The following is a 16,959-nucleotide window of genomic DNA, read 5'->3' as shown; positions in this document are numbered from 1 at the left end:
AGAAAATAATGACAGTGGATATGAGCCAGTTTTATGAGGTGTTTTTTGACGAGGCTGAGGAATTACTCGCTGAGGCAGAACGTCTCCTGCTGAATATTGATGTGGACTCTCCCGATATTGAGGAGCTGAACGCTATTTTCAGGGCAGCACACTCAATCAAGGGTGGTGCAGCTACGTTTGGCTTTATGGATATGGCGGGCATTACCCATGTCCTGGAAAACTTGCTGGACAAGATTCGCAAGCAGGAAATGGCACTGACCATGGAGCATGTAGATGCTTTCCTGGCCGCTAAAGACGTGATCAAAATGCAACTGGATGGTCATCGCCACGGGTCCGAAGTCGATGCCACGCAAGTGGACGAAATCTCTGCCACCTTAAAAGCCCTTTCTGAAGGAAAAACTGAAGCACCAGCCCCGGCTGCTGCACCGGCTGCACCAGAACCTGCTGCGGCTCAAGCAAGCGCACCCGCACCAGCACTGGCATTAACCGCTACAGCTGAAGAGCAGGCAAGCGGTATCCAGGTTTACGATGTGGGCCTGCCGGAAGTCACCGAAAAAGATTTAGATAATCTCAAAGATGAATTAGCCTTGTTAGGCGAAGTTGCTATTTACAAGCGTGGTGATAAACATGCTTTGCTGGTTAAAACAGACTCCAGTGCCGACGACATTATTTCCATCTGTTCCTTTATTGTGGATCCGGATGCACTGGTGGTTAAAGTAGCCGGCGCAGAAGCGCCTGCAGCCGAGCCACCTGTTGTAGAGGTAGCCGCAGAAGCGGCGCCAGCAGAGGCGGCACCAGTTGTAGCTGATCTTGGCTACGGTTTCTTCGATAGTGAACCTGTGTCAGCAGACGCCAAGCCGGCACAAGCTGCCAGCGCAAACGGCAAAGTTGCTGTTGCTGAAGAAGTGGGTTATGGCTTCTTTACCAATAGCGGTGAAGAACCACAGGAAGAAGGTTACGGTTTCTTTGCACCGTTTAAGCCACACCCTGATGCACCAAAAGCACAAATGATTGGTGATGACAATGCAGCTGCAGCGCTGGCGAAAGCCTCCTCTGAAGCAGAGGCCAAAGCTGCCACCAATGCACCGCCTGCAGAAGTGAAAGAAGACCGCCGTGCACAATCACGTCGCGAATCAGACAAGCCTGCTGCACCACAGAATGCAGAAAGCAGTTCGATTCGTGTTGGTATTGAAAAAGTTGACCAGTTGATTAACCTGGTTGGCGAACTGGTGATTACCCAGGCCATGATTGAACAGCGCGTGAATGCACTGGATCCGACTGATAACGAAGGCCTGATCAACAGTGTCAGCCAGCTGACCCGTAATACACGTGACTTGCAGGAATCTGTCATGTCTATCCGTATGATGCCTATGGACTTCGTGTTCTCGCGCTTCCCACGGATGGTGCGTGACCTGGCAGGTAAACTGGGCAAAAAAGTTGAATTTGTCACCAATGGTGCGACGACAGAGCTTGATAAGAGCCTGATTGAACGTATTGTCGACCCATTAACGCATTTGGTGCGTAACAGTGTGGACCACGGTATTGAAAAGCCTGAAGTGCGTCGCGAACTCGGCAAGTCTGAAAGCGGTACGCTGACTTTATCAGCAGCCCATAAAGGCGGCAGCATTGTCATTGAAGTTACGGATGACGGTGGTGGCCTTAACCGTGACCGTATCCTGGCTAAAGCAGCATCGAATGGATTACCGGTGAACGAGAGCATGAGCGATAGCGAGGTATACAGCCTTATTTTCGCACCAGGCTTTTCTACTGCTGAAGTGGTCACTGATGTTTCAGGTCGTGGTGTAGGCATGGACGTAGTCAAACGTAACATCAGTGCCATGGGCGGTAATATCGAAATCCGCTCGGCGCTGGGATATGGCACCACTATTTCCATTTCACTACCGCTGACACTGGCGATTCTGGACGGTATGTCTGTCTCACTGGGCAAGAGCCTGTATGTAGTGCCGTTGAACCTGATTGTAGAAACCTTGCAACCACGTGCAGAAGATCTGAAAACCGTTACTGGCGAAGGCTTGATGGTGCATGTGCGGGGCGAATACTTGCCGATCATCGCATTGCATGCTTTGTTTAACCATCCTACCGAAATCACAGCCCCGACTGACGGCGTGCTGCTGATCCTGGAGGCGGATGGCAAGAAATCTGCATTGTTTGTCGATCGCTTGGTAGGCCAGCAACAGGTAGTGATCAAGAGCCTGGAAACCAACTTCAAACGTATTCCAGGTGTATCCGGCGCCACCATCATGGGTGATGGCTCAGTAGCATTGATTCTTGATGTGCCGGCCATTACACAGATGGGCCAAACAACCAATTACATCACGGGCGGTCGGTCTTTTGCTGACCAGAATTATTCCAATTTACAGAATCACATCAATGCATAAGGAGCATATGCAATGACTACAACAGAAACGACTAACAACCACGGCGGTAACAATACTGGCAGCATGAAAACGGCAGCCGGCGAATACCTGACGTTTGTATTGGGCAATGAGCAATATGGCATCGAGATTCTCAAGGTACAAGAGATTCGCGGCTATGACGCGGTGACGCAAATTGCCAATATGCCGCCATTCATTAAAGGCGTGATCAATCTTCGCGGCAAAATTGTGCCGATTGTGGATTTGCGCATCAAATTCAAACTGGGCAAGGTTGAGTACAACGAATTTACCGTTGTCATCATCCTTAACCTGAATGGCCGTATTGTCGGCATCGTCGTAGATGGCGTGTCTGATGTGCGTGAACTGCGCGAAGAGCATCTGCGCGAAGTGCCATCACTGGTGACGCGTATTGATACCAAGTACATCGTTGGTTTAGCCACCATAGAGCAGGAAATGCTGATACTGGTGGATATAGAGAAACTGATGACAAGCAATGAAATGGAATTAATGGATGCAGTCGTGCATTAAGCACTGGCGCTTTTCAATAACGGAATTGAAACAGGAATTTCTTCCTAGGGGCCCATTATGTTTTCAACAATTTTAAATAAATTGGCAGCAGGTACTAAGCAGTATCAGCATATTCTGGATGAGTATGCCGAATTCTCAGCGCTTAAGACTGAGATCAATAAGGCGAGAGCCATCATTGAATTAAATGCTGATGGAAAAATTATCCACGCAAATGAGAATTTGTGTGCAGTGCTAGGTTACAGCGCCAATGAATTGCTTGGACAACATCATCGCAAGTTATTGTCTGCAGAAGATGCAGCCAAGCCTGAATACCAAAGTTTCTGGAAAGATCTTGCTGCAGGCAAGTCATCTGTAGGCACGTTCAAACTGATCAATAAGTCGGATAAAGAAACCTGGTTTCAGGGCTATTACGCACCGGTGCTGGATAAAAACGCCAAACTGCGCAAAGCCGTAGCCTACCTGACTGATATTACACGTGACAAAAAACTAAATTTCTCTTTCCAGGAAGACGGCTACGCGGTCAACCAGACCTTTGGTGTACTGGAATGTGATGTCAATGGAAAAGTCCTGAATTGTAATGAACTCGTGGTAGCGCCTTTAGGCTACAGCCGCGAAGAAGTGATCGGGAAGCACATCGGATTCTTGCTGAAAGCACATTCTGCCCAAAGCCCTGAATATAAAGCATTATGGGAAAAACTGGCCCGGGGTGAAAGTGGTAAACAGGAAGTGTGCCGCGTCTCAAAATCCGGTAATGAATACTGGTTTAGCGCTAATTATGTGCCACTCCTGGATGATGATAAAAAACTGGCAAAAATCAAGATTTACTCTTTCTGTATCACTGCAGAAAAACAACTTGAACTGGATTACCAGGGCAAGGTTCAAGCCATCGCTAAAGTACAGTCCGTGATTGAGTTTGACCTTAGCGGTAACGTGATCACTGCCAACCCGAACTTCCTGGCGGTAACCGGTTACACCCTGGAAGAGGTCGTCGGCAAACATCACAGCATGTTTGTCAGTGAGCGTCATAAAGCCAGCCCTGAATACAAAGAGTTCTGGGCCAAATTAAACCGTGGCGAGCCAGACGAGAGTGTCTATCATCGTTATGGCAAGAACAACAAGGATATCTGGTTACAGGCCTCCTATAACCCGATTATCGGCCTGGACGGCAAGCCGGTGAAGGTTGTTAAATATGCCACCGACATTACAAAAGCGGTATTGGCTGATAAGGAACAAGCGATTAAATCTGCTGAAGCCTTCAGAATACAAACAACACTGGACTCAGCTTCTACCAATATGATGATGGCCGATAACGATGGCATTATCCGCTACATGAATGCCTCCACAGAGCGTTTAATGCGTAGCTCGGAATCTAATTTCCGTAAAGTGTTGCCACATTTTGAAGCCTCAAAAATCATCGGCCAGAATTTTGATATTTTCCATAAAAATCCGGCGCATCAACGCAATTTACTGACTGGTTTAACCAAAGAACATGTGGTTGAAATGCCACTGGGTGACATGTTTGTACGCCTGAAAGCCATGCCGATTTTTGACAATGCTGGCGTACGTTCTGGCACTTCACTAGAGTGGGTGGATATTACACAGGAGCGTCGCGTCAGTGACCAGATTTCATCCATCATTGCCAATGCGGCAGAGGGTGACTTGACTGACCGTATCGATTTGTCTGATAAAACGGGCCCGACAGCAGAAATCTGTAAAGGTGTGAATAACCTGCTGGAAAACATGACAGAGTTATTGATGCAGATTCGTGAAGCAGGCGAGACCATCAACACTGCTGCACAAGAAATTGCCAGCGGTAACAATGACCTTTCCAGCCGCACAGAACAACAGGCATCCAGCCTGGAAGAAACTGCGTCCAGCATGGAAGAACTCGCTTCTACCGTAAAACAGAATGCTGACAATGCACGCCAGGCAAATCAAATGGCTGAAGCTGCATCGCAAGTGGCTGTTCGAGGCGGTGAAGTGGTTGGTAATGTCGTCACTACCATGAGCGCGATTAACGAAAGTGCGCGCAAAATTGAAGACATTATTACCGTGATTGATGGCATCGCTTTCCAAACCAATATCCTGGCTTTGAACGCTGCGGTTGAAGCTGCGCGTGCAGGCGAGCAGGGTAGAGGCTTTGCGGTGGTGGCGGGTGAAGTGCGTAACCTGGCACAACGTTCAGCCAGCGCTGCTAAAGAAATCAAAGAGTTGATCAGTGATTCAGTCAGCAAAACAGCAGAAGGTACCAAACTGGTTGAAAGTGCTGGTGAAACCATGCACGAGATTGTGACTTCTGTGCAGCGCGTGACCGATATCATGGGTGAAATCACTGCCGCCTCTGCCGAGCAAAGTTCCGGCATTGATCAGGTCAATAAATCAGTGACTGAAATGGATGAAACAACCCAGCAGAATGCTGCCTTGGTTGAAGAGGCGGCCGCGGCTGCTGAGTCTCTGGTTGAGCAGGCTTCAAACTTGATGGATTCAGTCAATAAATACAGACTGCACACTCAAAAGCCAGCGGCACGTACAACGGTTACCCCAGCGAGAAAGCCTGCATCAGCACCTATCACACATAAAGCAAAACCAGTGACACAGCGCACTTCAAGCAGCCAGCAGGCACAGCCAAAACTGGCTAAAACCGGTACCGATAACAACGAGTGGGAAGAGTTTTAACATGTAACTAACGGAGGGTGCAGCATGACAATTAGACTACGTGAAATTTTTAATACATTGCATGAAGGTTTTTTGTTGTGGGCATCCGCCTTGATCGGTTATCCACTTTAAAAAAATAAACACCACCAGGAGGCTTTGGTGGTGTTTATTTTTTATCCGGTAAGGAAGATATTTTTCTTAATTTTTAAACGAAAACTCTCTTCAAAACCAATTAAAAAATATTTCTTCCTGAAATCATTTTTATATAGCAAAAGTCATTGAATTTAATCACTAAATTCGTCTGCACTTAACCTAAAGTTTCCCTGAAAAAAGTCGATATTCATGATGTGTATCAGTAAAGTCTGCATGAGACAGAACCAGCTGATCACAGCGACTTTTTTTACAGGATTGCCTGAGCAAGATTTGGCAGGTAAATACCCCTCTGATAGCCGCATATTGTTCATTGTTTTTTTGCCATAATTCAGCGATATAAAACTGAATATGTCAGTTATTTTGGTTAGGGATTTGTTATGACAATTGCGAAACGAATGTATCTGCTGATCGCCTCCTGCGCGATCGCAATGGTAGTCTTAATTGGCTTTACCTTAACTCAGGTAGTCAAGGTTTATGAGTACACCAATCATGCCAATGCGAATAGTATTCCAAGCATCCTGGAGTTATCCAAAGCTGAAAATTATTACCAGCGCCTGCGTTTGAATCTTTTGAGACACGTGTCTGCAACTACGCCTGCCGAGAAGGCAAAGCTTGCCTCGCAAATTCAGGACCGCCGTAAAGTGGTTGAAGAAGCGATGAGTAATTACAAAGACCTGACCAGCGATAGCACAGACAAGGAAATGTTCGCGCAAGAGCAGAATATGCTTGCGGGATATTTCGACCAGATGACCCGTGTGCTTGCTTTGTCCGATGCCGGTTCGCCTGAAGCGGCCAGCCTTCTGCAGGCAGCAGATAAAGTGGCCGTTGAGCTGGCTAATAAGCTGGATGATCATATGGTGTATAACCAGAAGATCAGTAAGGTGCATGCCGACAATGCGGCCGCTATTAAACAGAAAGCCCTGTGGCAATCTGCGGCTATTGCTTTGCTGTGCCTGTCTGTGATTGTGGTGACAGGTATATTGATTACCAAACGTTTGCGTGCGCAACTGGGTATGGAACCAACTGAGCTGAGCGTGATTGCACGCAACTTTGTTGAAGGTAACCTTAACCAGAAAATTACCCTTCCAGAAACCGATAAGACTAGTGTGGCTTATTCGATTCGCACATTGCAAAAAACCCTGGATGGCCTGGTGCAGTCCCTGAACTATGTCAGCCAGCAGCATGATGAAGGCGATATTGATTGCACAGTCGACCAAACCCGTTTTAAAGGTGGTTACGGTGAAATGGCCGCAGGCATCAATAAAATGGTGGCTGGCCATATTGCCATGAACAAGGAAGCGATTGAGGTGGTTAAAGCCTTTGGTGAAGGTAACCTTGATAAAACACTGAAACAATTCCCTGGCAAAAAAGCGTTCGTGAACGAAGCGATTGAACAGGTGCGTAGCAATATTAAACGCCTGATTAGTGATGCCGATGAGCTTGCGAATGCCGCGGTTGAAGGTCGTTTGACTGCACGCGTTGATGCAAGCAAGCATGAGGGTGATTTCCGCACTATTGTCCAGGGGCTTAACAGCACGCTGGATGCGATTGTGAAACCTTTGAATGTCACCTCCGGCTACCTGGACAACATTGCCAAAGGCAATATTCCAGCCAAGATCACCGAGCAATATCAGGGTGACTACAGCCTCATCATTAACAACCTCAATACGTGTATTGATGCTGTGAATGCACTGGTGGCAGATGCGAATGAACTGGCAGTTGCCGCGCAAAATGGTGCTTTGTCTACCCGTGCAGATACCGGCAAGCACAATGGCGATTTCCGCAAAGTGATTGATGGCCTGAACAGCACGCTGGATGCAGTTGTGAAACCACTGACAGTGACTTCAGAGTATCTGGAGAATATTGCCCGTGGTCATATCCCAGCCAAGATTACCGATCATTATCCAGGCGATTACAGCCAGATGATTGATAACCTGAACACTAGTATTGACGCGGTGAACGCTTTGGTTGCAGACACGAATCTGCTGGCCGAAGCTGCCGGTGAAGGCCGTATTACCGTACGTGCAGACGCTGACAAACACCAGGGCGACTTCCGCAAGATTATCGAAGGTGTGAACAGCACCCTGGATATGGTGGTAGACCCGATCATCGCCGTGACTGAAGCCGTAGAAACCATCACCACAGCCGCCAATGAAATCTCCAGCGGTAACGCCGACCTGTCAGCCCGTACGGAACAGCAAGCCTCCAGCCTGGAACAAACGGCTGCCAGCATGGAAGAGCTGGCTTCAACGGTGAAACAGAATGCCGAGAACGCCAAACAGGCGAACCAGCTGGCATTAACTGCTTCTGATGTGGCTGTCAAAGGCGGTGCCGTGGTTAACGAAGTGGTCGCGACCATGAGTGCCATTAATGATAGCGCCAAGAAGATTGAAGACATTATCTCTGTGATTGATGGTATTGCCTTCCAGACCAACATCCTGGCCCTGAACGCAGCGGTGGAAGCCGCCCGTGCAGGCGAGCAGGGTAGAGGCTTTGCCGTAGTGGCAGGTGAAGTGCGTAATTTGGCACAACGCTCAGCCAGTGCTGCGAAAGAGATTAAAGAGTTGATCACAGACTCAGTGAATAAAACCACTGAAGGTACGCGCCTGGTTGAGAATGCCGGTAGCACCATGGAAGATGTGGTGTCCTCGGTACAACGTGTGGCTGACATCATCAGTGAGATCTCGGCTGCCTCTGCCGAGCAGACCACCGGTATTGACCAAGTCAACCAGGCAGTGACCAGCATGGATGAAACCACGCAACAGAATGCGGCCTTGGTTGAAGAAGCGGCAGCAGCAGCTGAATCACTGGTAGACCAGGCTAACCAGCTGGCTGATGCCATCAGCCAGTTCAAGCTGGAAGGCAAGAGCTTTGGTGGCGGGCATGCGGTGACGCAGAAACCGGCAGCAAGACACAGCCCGGTGAAAGTGGCCTCTAGCCAGCAGAGTGCGCAAAGGGATAGCGGTTATAGCTCGAAATCTGTCTCTGAAGGCTCATTTGGCAAGTCGGCTTCCGGAGGTGGCAGTAGTCCGCCACCGATGAAATCCAGCGCCTCCAAACGGACTGGTACTGACGATAGTGACTGGGAAGAGTTTTAGCCAGTAACGGAATCACAAAAAGCCGACCTAAATAAGGTCGGCTTTTTTGTATTGAGGATTAATGATGAGAGTGATCAAACTGTGATGAAAGTGCAACAAAAAGTATCTTAAATGTTGCAATAAATATATTTTGTAACGCAAGTGTAAGTATTCTCAAGTTTTACTCAAAGTCTTCGTAAACACAGTTAAGTGGTAGAGATAACCGCTAAACCAGATTCAACACTTTAATGGAGACTTTATGAAACACACGTTTAAAACTGCCGTCGCTTTGTGCGCATTATCTTTATTGTCCGCTCATGCGCTGGCAGCTGAAGTTTGTACAGTATCAATGATGGGTCGTGTTTGTTACGAAGAAGGTAGTGCCGAACTGACTGCCACGCATATGAAAGGTGATGCCGTGGCCGAATCATCTGCAGCAAAGAAAAAAACTGATGTAGCTGATGCATCAAAAGTAAAAAAATAAGCAAAGCATCGCTTAAGCAGAGGCCCCTTACTGGATAAGGGGCTTTTTTATTCAGGCCCGGATTTCGTGATTTGAAAACTTGAGCCTGAAAAGAACGAATAAAACGCATTTTATCGGCTGATAGAAAATTACTTAGGTGTAACAACATAGTATGCAAGCCAAATTATGGCGAAAAAATTAACGGATTTGGAGTATGAAAATTATGAGCGTCGCAAAAAGAATGTACATTCTGATTGTCGTGGCAGCTTTGGGGCTATTCACACTGACTGGTATCAGTTATTTTCAGACTGAGAAAGTATATGATTATACCAATTATGCGAATGAAACAGCTGCACCCAGTATTGAAGTGTTAGACGAAACACTGGCCGCATTTGAGACATTGAATAGTCTGATCTGGCAGCACATGCTGAATACAGATAACGGCAAAATGCAGGTGATTGAAAAACAGGTTGCCGAAACTCATGGCAAACTGATGGCTGCGCTCAAAAAATATGACAAATATGTCAGCAATGCCGATGATAAGGCACTGCTGAAAAAAGACTATGATGCGATCAGTGCATATGATGGTTTGGGCAGTAATGCACTTACCTTGTCTCTTTCAAACAAAAAAACAGAAGCACGCGACGTGTTGCTGGCTAACCAGGCCGTGATCAGTCGTGTACAAACGGCGATCAGTCAGCATCGTAAATTTAATAATGATATGGCGCGCGCAAATGCCAGCCAGGCTTTGAGCATTAAAAATCAGGCCATAATCCTGCTGTTTGCGATTGCACTGGTGGCGCTTGCGATGGTGGTTTCTATCGGGTTGCTGATCAAGCGCAATATGTTCAAGCAATTGGGTATGGAGCCATCAGAGTTAACCGTCATCGCACGTAACTTTGTTGAGGGCAACCTTAACCAGAAGATCACTTTGCCCGAAACCGATAAAACCAGTGTGGCTTACTCTATCCGCGTACTGCAAAAAACGCTGGATGGCCTGGTACAGTCCCTTAACTATGTCAGCCAGCAGCACGACGAAGGTGATATAGATTGTTCTGTAGACGAAACCCGCTTCAAAGGTGGTTACGGTGAAATGGCCGCAGGCATCAATAAAATGGTGGCTGGCCATATTGCGATGAACAAAGAAGCGATTGAGGTGGTTAAAGCCTTTGGTGAAGGCAACCTTGATAAAACACTGAAACAATTCCCGGGTAAAAAAGCGTTCGTGAACGAAGCGATTGAACAGGTGCGTGGCAATATTAAGCGCCTGGTCAGTGATGCCGACGAGCTTGCGCATGCCGCTGTAGAGGGTCGTTTATCTACACGCGCTGACGCTTCCCGTCATCAGGGCGACTTCCGCATGATTGTGGAAGGCTTGAACAACACACTGGATGCAATTGTGAAGCCGTTGAATGTCACCTCCGGCTACCTGGATAACATTGCCAAGGGCAATATTCCGACCAAGATCACCGAGCAATACCAGGGCGATTACAGCCTGATCATCAATAATCTGAACACGTGCATTGATGCCGTCAATGCATTGGTGGGTGATGCCAACTTGCTGTCAAAAGCAGCGGTGGATGGACAGTTGTCAACTCGCGCAGATGCCTCCAAACATCAGGGTGATTTCCGCAAGATTGTAGAAGGCGTCAATGCCACGCTGGACTCAGTGATTGGACCTTTGAATGTGGCCGCAAACTATGTTGACCGTATTTCAAAAGGCGATGTCCCTGAGCCTATTACCGAGCACTACAACGGTAACTTTAATGAAATCAAGAATAACCTGAATACGTGTATCGACGCGGTGAACGCTTTGGTTGCAGACACGAATCTGCTTGCCGAAGCTGCCGGTGAAGGCCGTATTACCGTACGTGCAGACGCTGACAAACACCAGGGCGACTTCCGCAAGATTATCGAAGGTGTGAACAGCACCCTGGATATGGTGGTAGACCCGATCATCGCCGTGACTGAAGCCGTAGAAACCATCACCACAGCCGCCAATGAAATCTCCAGCGGTAACGCCGACCTGTCAGCCCGTACGGAACAGCAAGCCTCCAGCCTGGAACAAACGGCTGCCAGCATGGAAGAGCTGGCTTCAACGGTGAAACAGAATGCCGAGAACGCCAAACAGGCGAACCAGCTGGCATTAACTGCTTCTGATGTGGCTGTCAAAGGCGGTGCCGTGGTTAACGAAGTGGTCGCGACCATGAGTGCCATTAATGATAGCGCCAAGAAGATTGAAGACATTATCTCTGTGATTGATGGTATTGCCTTCCAGACCAACATCCTGGCCCTGAACGCAGCGGTGGAAGCCGCCCGTGCAGGCGAGCAGGGTAGAGGCTTTGCCGTAGTGGCAGGTGAAGTGCGTAATTTGGCACAACGCTCAGCCAGTGCTGCGAAAGAGATTAAAGAGTTGATCACAGACTCAGTGAATAAAACCACTGAAGGTACGCGCCTGGTTGAGAATGCCGGTAGCACCATGGAAGATGTGGTGTCCTCGGTACAACGTGTGGCTGACATCATCAGTGAGATCTCGGCTGCCTCTGCCGAGCAGACCACCGGTATTGACCAAGTCAACCAGGCAGTGACCAGCATGGATGAAACCACGCAACAGAATGCGGCCTTGGTTGAAGAAGCGGCAGCAGCAGCTGAATCACTGGTAGACCAGGCTAACCAGCTGGCTGATGCCATCAGCCAGTTCAAGCTGGAAGGCAAGAGCTTTGGTGGCGGGCATGCGGTGACGCAGAAACCGGCAGCAAGACACAGCCCGGTGAAAGTGGCCTCTAGCCAGCAGAGTGCGCAAAGGGATAGCGGTTATAGCTCGAAATCTGTCTCTGAAGGCTCATTTGGCAAGTCGGCTTCCGGAGGTGGCAGTAGTCCGCCACCGATGAAATCCAGCGCCTCCAAACGGACTGGTACTGACGATAGTGACTGGGAAGAGTTTTAGCCAGTAACGGAATCAAAAAAAGCCGACCTAAATAAGGTCGGCTTTTTTTGTTTGTAAAGACATGTCAAAGGGTGTATTTTAGATGTTGACGCTTTCGTTATTGCGATAGCAATGTCGCATGACCTACGTCACATTTCTTGTTTTCTTTAGCTTTGCAATTACCAAAATAGAATGGAGTTTCCCCTTTTTTAGCATCATTTAAATCCAGGCAAGTTCCTTAATAATGACCACCATAAACCGATAAATAGTACAAACCATCCATTTACAGGGATTTTGGAAATCAAAAATAAGGAGTGACAACATGTTGTCAGAGAAATTGGGTGCATTAACAGGCAAATTTGGTCGTTTGAAATTGTCGTCTCAATTAGGCTTATTGCTGGCTGTGTCAGGTGTGGGGGCTGTTGTCAGTGTATCACATAGTGGCTTGGTGACAGGTTTGATTGTGGGCAATATGGCGTTGGGCACGCTGTTGGTGTTGAGTGTCAAACGTAATCTCGGTGGTGAAGCCGCCAAAGTATTAGCGACCGCACAAGAAATTGCTGATGGAGATTTCAGCAGCACAGATGACACTGCTGGCTCTGGTGGCGAGAGTGTACTGAATGCATTGCATCAGGCTAAAGGTTCTTTAAATAGCCTGGCTCAGCAAATTGCGTTGATCTCTGCCGAGCAGGCGAATGGCAATTTGAAGAAAACAATTGATCTTGCACAATTTAATGGCGAATACCGTAATATTGCGCAAGCTATCAATCAGATATTAGCGCTGCCTGCCGAGCTGCTGGAAAAAACCAGTCACTCTATGCTGGCACTGAGCCAGGGCAATTTCGATACACAACTCGATAGCTTACCTGGTGACCTCTCCCAACTGAATCATCATTTTGACAGTTTAAAAACTAACGTCAAAACCTTGATTACAGAAATGCAAAAAATGGCCTCTGCGCATGCAGAAGGCGAATCCGATACTGCACTTGAACTCGTTAAGTTTGATGGCGACTTTAAAGTAGTCGCGCAAGGCATCAACAATATGGTGTCTGCCTATGTGGGCGAAACCGAAAAATTCATCGCCGTGATGGATAGCATCGGACGCGGGGATTTAACAGCCCAGCTTGAGCCTATGCCAGGTAAAAAAGCAGCGATGAACAAGAGTGTTGATCGTATCCGTGGCAATCTCAAAGGTATTGTAGATTCCGTCAACTGGGTCAACACCGAGCATGAAAAAGGCAATATTGACATGACGCTACGTGCGGATATGTTTAAAGGCCAGTTCTCGGTATTAGCCGATTCTATTAATAAAATTGTTGCTGGTCATATTGAGTTAAACCAAAAAGCCATGGCCTGTGTGAAAGCCTTTGGTGATGGTAATTTCGATGCGCCATTAGAGCAGTTCCCAGGCCAGAAAGCTGAAATCAACCTGATTATCGAGAAAGTACGTAGCAACCTGAAAGCATTGAACCAGGATGCTGAAATGCTGGCTGAAGCGGCCAAAGAAGGACGCGTCACTGTACGTGCCGAAGCCTCCCGTCATCCAGGCGACTACCGCAAAATTGTCGAAGGGATGAACAATACGCTGGATATGATTGTTGAGCCGGTATTGACGGTAAAAACCGCCGCTGAATCCATCAATATTGCAGCGAAAGAAATTGCTCAGGGCAACGCCGACTTAAGCCGTCGTACTGAAGACCAGGCAGCTAACCTTGAAAAAACAGCATCCAGCATGGATGAACTGTCTTCAACCGTGAAACAGAATGCCGAAAACGCTAAACAGGCGAATGAACTGGCTGCGCAGGCGTCCGAAGTGGCGATCAAAGGTGGCGATGCTGTGAATGCAGTAGTTCACACCATGAGCGACATCAATGAAAGTGCCCACAAGATTGAAGACATTATTTCTGTCATCGACAGCATTGCTTTCCAAACGAATATCCTGGCATTGAATGCGGCTGTTGAAGCGGCGCGTGCTGGCGAACAAGGCCGTGGATTTGCAGTGGTAGCGGCAGAAGTGGGTAATCTTGCCCAGCGCTCCTCAGTCGCTGCACGCGAAATTAAAGAATTGATTAATGACTCGGTCAACAAGACGGCAGAAGGTAGCCGCCAGGTAGAAGAAGCCGGTAAAACCATGCATGAAATTGTTGGCTCGGTTAAACGTGTCAGCGTCATTATCGGCGAGATTGCCTCTGCTTCTAACGAGCAAAGTGCAGGCATTGCCCTGGTGAATGATGCCGTGATCCGTATGGATGATGTAACACAACAGAATACCGCCTTGGTTGAAGAGGCTGCTGCGGCTGCCGAATCACTGATGGATCACGCCAATGAGCTGGCAACAGCGGTTAGCGTATTTATCGTAGAAGGCAACGCAAAAGGTTCGCGTCATGAAAATGCAGGCTGGGCGGGAGATTTCCGCAAAGTCAGTAACGGATAGGGCAGGCTGTAAGCCCTTTTATAAGTAGTACTTTTAATAATTAACAGGAGTATAAAAATGGCAGTGATTGATCGAGTATTGATTGGCGAAGGTTTGGTCATCGAAGATCGCCCAGAGGGTGGCCTGGATTTGAAAAACGTGGCACATATTGACTTAATTATGGGCCCACGCGGTAGCGCTGCAGAAGACGCATTTTGTCGTACGCTCACCGATCAAAAACAAGGAGTAAACGGTTTATTGGCGATTGCAGCGCCAAACATGATGGTAAAACCAAACACTGTAATGTTTAACAAGGTCACCATTAAAGATGGTCGCCAGGCTACTCAGATGTTTGGACCAGCACAACGTGGCGTGGCCATGGCTGTGATGGATTGTGTTGCTGATGGCACCATCCCATTGGAAGAGGCAGATGATGTATTTATTTGTGTAGGTGTATTTATCGACAGCAAGGCCGACATGGATGACCGTATCCAGGACTGGAACTATCGCGCAACTAAAATTGCAATCAAAGCCGCTGTAGCACGTGAGCCTAAAGCTGCTGATGTTGTTAAACAGTACAAAGAAGCATTACACCCATTCGCAGCGCAAACACCAGAAGCAAAAAACCGCCGTTCTGATGATACAGCGGCTGCTTTGGCAATCTCTCAAATGCAAGAGCGTAGCAAATATGCACGCACAAGCGCTGAAAGCAAAGCCCGTGAAGAGAAACAGATTGAGCTGGCTATCAACCAGATGAAAGATCGCATCAACACGACCAAGGCTTAATTCAAGCTGATGGAACCTGACGGATTTGCATAGGATAACGAAGTGACTGCCTTAAAAAAACAAGAACAAGAAGATCGCGAGTTTTTGTTTACGCGCGATGATTTCGTCAGAATTAAAAGTCTGATTTATCGCCATGCAGGCATTTCATTGTCCGATGCAAAGACGGACATGGTGTATAGCCGTATTGGGCGGCGCTTACGTGCGCTCGATATGCAAAGTTTCAAGCTCTATCTCGATAAGCTTGAGCAAAATAATCATTCAGATGAGTGGCAGGCATTTACCAATGCTTTGACCACCAACCTGACTTCATTTTTCAGGGAAGAGCATCACTTTCCCATCCTGTCTGACCATTTGGTCAAGACGGCTTCACAAAAACGAAAAACCATTCGTATCTGGTGTTCGGCGGCTTCCACCGGCGAAGAGCCTTATTCAATTGCTATCACAGCCTGTGAAGCATTTAATACGCTCAAACCCCCGGTTGAGATTATCGCGACTGATATCGATACCAATGTATTAACTACTGCGATGGCGGGTGTTTACCCGATTGATCGCATCAAGAAAATGGACGAATCCAGAGTACGCAAGTTCTTTGAAAAGGGGACTGGCAAACAGGATGGATTGGTCAGAGTGAAAAAAGCGGTGCGCGAGCTCATTAGTTTCAACCAGCTAAATTTGCTGGACCATCAATGGCCATTCAATGATGGTTTTGATGTGATTTTCTGCCGCAATGTCATGATTTATTTTGACAAGCCTACCCAAGGCAAGATTATTGAAAAGTTTATCACCCTGATGGGCGAAGACAGCTTGTTACTGGCGGGGCATTCAGAGAACTTTCTATATGTTTCGCAGCAATTGCAATTGCTCGGCAAAACCGTTTACAAACTAAAAACTAATGGCGCGGCACGTTCCAGCCTATTAATGAATCGGAAATAGTCATGAGTGTTATACAAGAAGATATTGCAAACACCCTGTACTTTGACAGAACGTTTAACTGCGATGCGGCCAAAATCTCTCCCGGAGAGTATTATTACACCGATAAAGACATGCTGATTGTCACCGTGTTAGGTTCATGTGTGTCTGCCTGTATCCGTGATACCAAGTCTGGTATTGGCGGCATGAATCACTTTATGTTGCCGGAGAGCGGCAGCGCTGATCGCGATAGCCCGGTGTCAGAGTCTATGCGTTATGGCACCTATGCCATGGAAGTGCTGATTAACCAGTTGCTGAGAAATGGCGCCAGACGCGAGAACCTGGAAGCTAAAATATTTGGCGGCGGTAATGTGCTGCGCAGTTTCACCACCAATAACGTAGGTGACCGCAACGCCGCATTTGTTAAACAATACCTCAAGGATGAAGGTATTAAAGTGACAGGTGAAGACCTGCTGGATATCTATCCGCGTAAAGTCTACTATTTCCCGAAGACCGGCAAAGTACTGGTTAAAAAACTGAAACAGCTGAACAATTACACATTGGTCAAACGCGAGCAAGCTTACTCAAGCAAGCTGAAAACCAACGATGTGGGCGGCGATATCGATTTGTTTTGATAATAATAATTATAAAAA

At 47.6% G+C, this 16,959-nt stretch carries 10 protein-coding genes; all 10 read left to right on the top strand.

The window, feature by feature from the left end; all coding sequences use genetic code 11:
• Positions 1 to 8: 8 nt before the first annotated feature.
• The 10 genes from LPA26_RS03475 to cheD all read left to right on the top strand — a co-directional run bounded on the left by LPA26_RS03475 (position 9) and on the right by cheD (position 16,941).
• Positions 9 to 2,399 carry a chemotaxis protein CheW gene (locus tag LPA26_RS03475; protein ID WP_229007359.1) on the top strand — a complete coding sequence of 797 codons (2,391 nt, stop codon included), beginning with the start codon at positions 9 to 11 and terminating at the stop codon, positions 2,397 to 2,399.
• Positions 2,400 to 2,411: 12 nt separating this feature from the next.
• Positions 2,412 to 2,924 (top strand): chemotaxis protein CheW, encoded by a 513-nt coding sequence (locus LPA26_RS03470; protein ID WP_370634310.1) that lies wholly within the window; start codon positions 2,412 to 2,414, stop codon positions 2,922 to 2,924.
• A 57-nt stretch (positions 2,925 to 2,981) separates the two neighbouring features.
• Complete coding sequence (locus LPA26_RS03465; protein WP_229007358.1) at positions 2,982 to 5,600, top strand: methyl-accepting chemotaxis protein; 2,619 nt, start codon at positions 2,982 to 2,984, stop codon at positions 5,598 to 5,600.
• A 509-nt stretch (positions 5,601 to 6,109) separates the two neighbouring features.
• The gene (locus LPA26_RS03460) at positions 6,110 to 8,830 is read left to right on the top strand and encodes a methyl-accepting chemotaxis protein (RefSeq protein WP_229007357.1); all 2,721 of its coding nucleotides are present in this window, start codon (positions 6,110 to 6,112) and stop codon (positions 8,828 to 8,830) included.
• Between the two features lie 238 nt (positions 8,831 to 9,068).
• Positions 9,069 to 9,293, top strand: a complete 225-nt coding sequence (locus LPA26_RS03455; RefSeq protein ID WP_055831513.1) for a hypothetical protein — start codon at positions 9,069 to 9,071, stop codon at positions 9,291 to 9,293.
• A 202-nt stretch (positions 9,294 to 9,495) separates the two neighbouring features.
• Positions 9,496 to 12,219, top strand: a complete 2,724-nt coding sequence (locus LPA26_RS03450) for a methyl-accepting chemotaxis protein (protein WP_229008323.1) — start codon at positions 9,496 to 9,498, stop codon at positions 12,217 to 12,219.
• 301 nt (positions 12,220 to 12,520) lie between these two features.
• Complete coding sequence (locus tag LPA26_RS03445) at positions 12,521 to 14,632, top strand: methyl-accepting chemotaxis protein (protein ID WP_305080458.1); 2,112 nt, start codon at positions 12,521 to 12,523, stop codon at positions 14,630 to 14,632.
• A 57-nt stretch (positions 14,633 to 14,689) separates the two neighbouring features.
• Entirely contained in the window at positions 14,690 to 15,397 is a 708-nt protein-coding gene (gene fae / locus LPA26_RS03440; RefSeq protein WP_055831428.1) for a formaldehyde-activating enzyme, read from the top strand.
• A gap of 42 nt (positions 15,398 to 15,439) precedes the next feature.
• Positions 15,440 to 16,330, top strand: coding sequence for a CheR family methyltransferase (locus LPA26_RS03435; protein ID WP_055831426.1), 891 nt, complete (start codon positions 15,440 to 15,442; stop codon positions 16,328 to 16,330).
• A gap of 2 nt (positions 16,331 to 16,332) precedes the next feature.
• On the top strand, positions 16,333 to 16,941 hold the full coding sequence (gene cheD, locus LPA26_RS03430) for a chemoreceptor glutamine deamidase CheD (RefSeq protein WP_055831425.1): 609 nt from the start codon (positions 16,333 to 16,335) through the stop codon (positions 16,939 to 16,941).
• Positions 16,942 to 16,959 lie beyond the last annotated feature (18 nt).

Source organism: Methylophilus sp. Leaf408, from assembly GCF_916856905.1.
Lineage (GTDB): Bacteria > Pseudomonadota > Gammaproteobacteria > Burkholderiales > Methylophilaceae > Methylophilus.
Note: the sequence above shows the minus strand (reverse complement) of the source record. Positions and strands in the feature narration are given on the sequence as shown.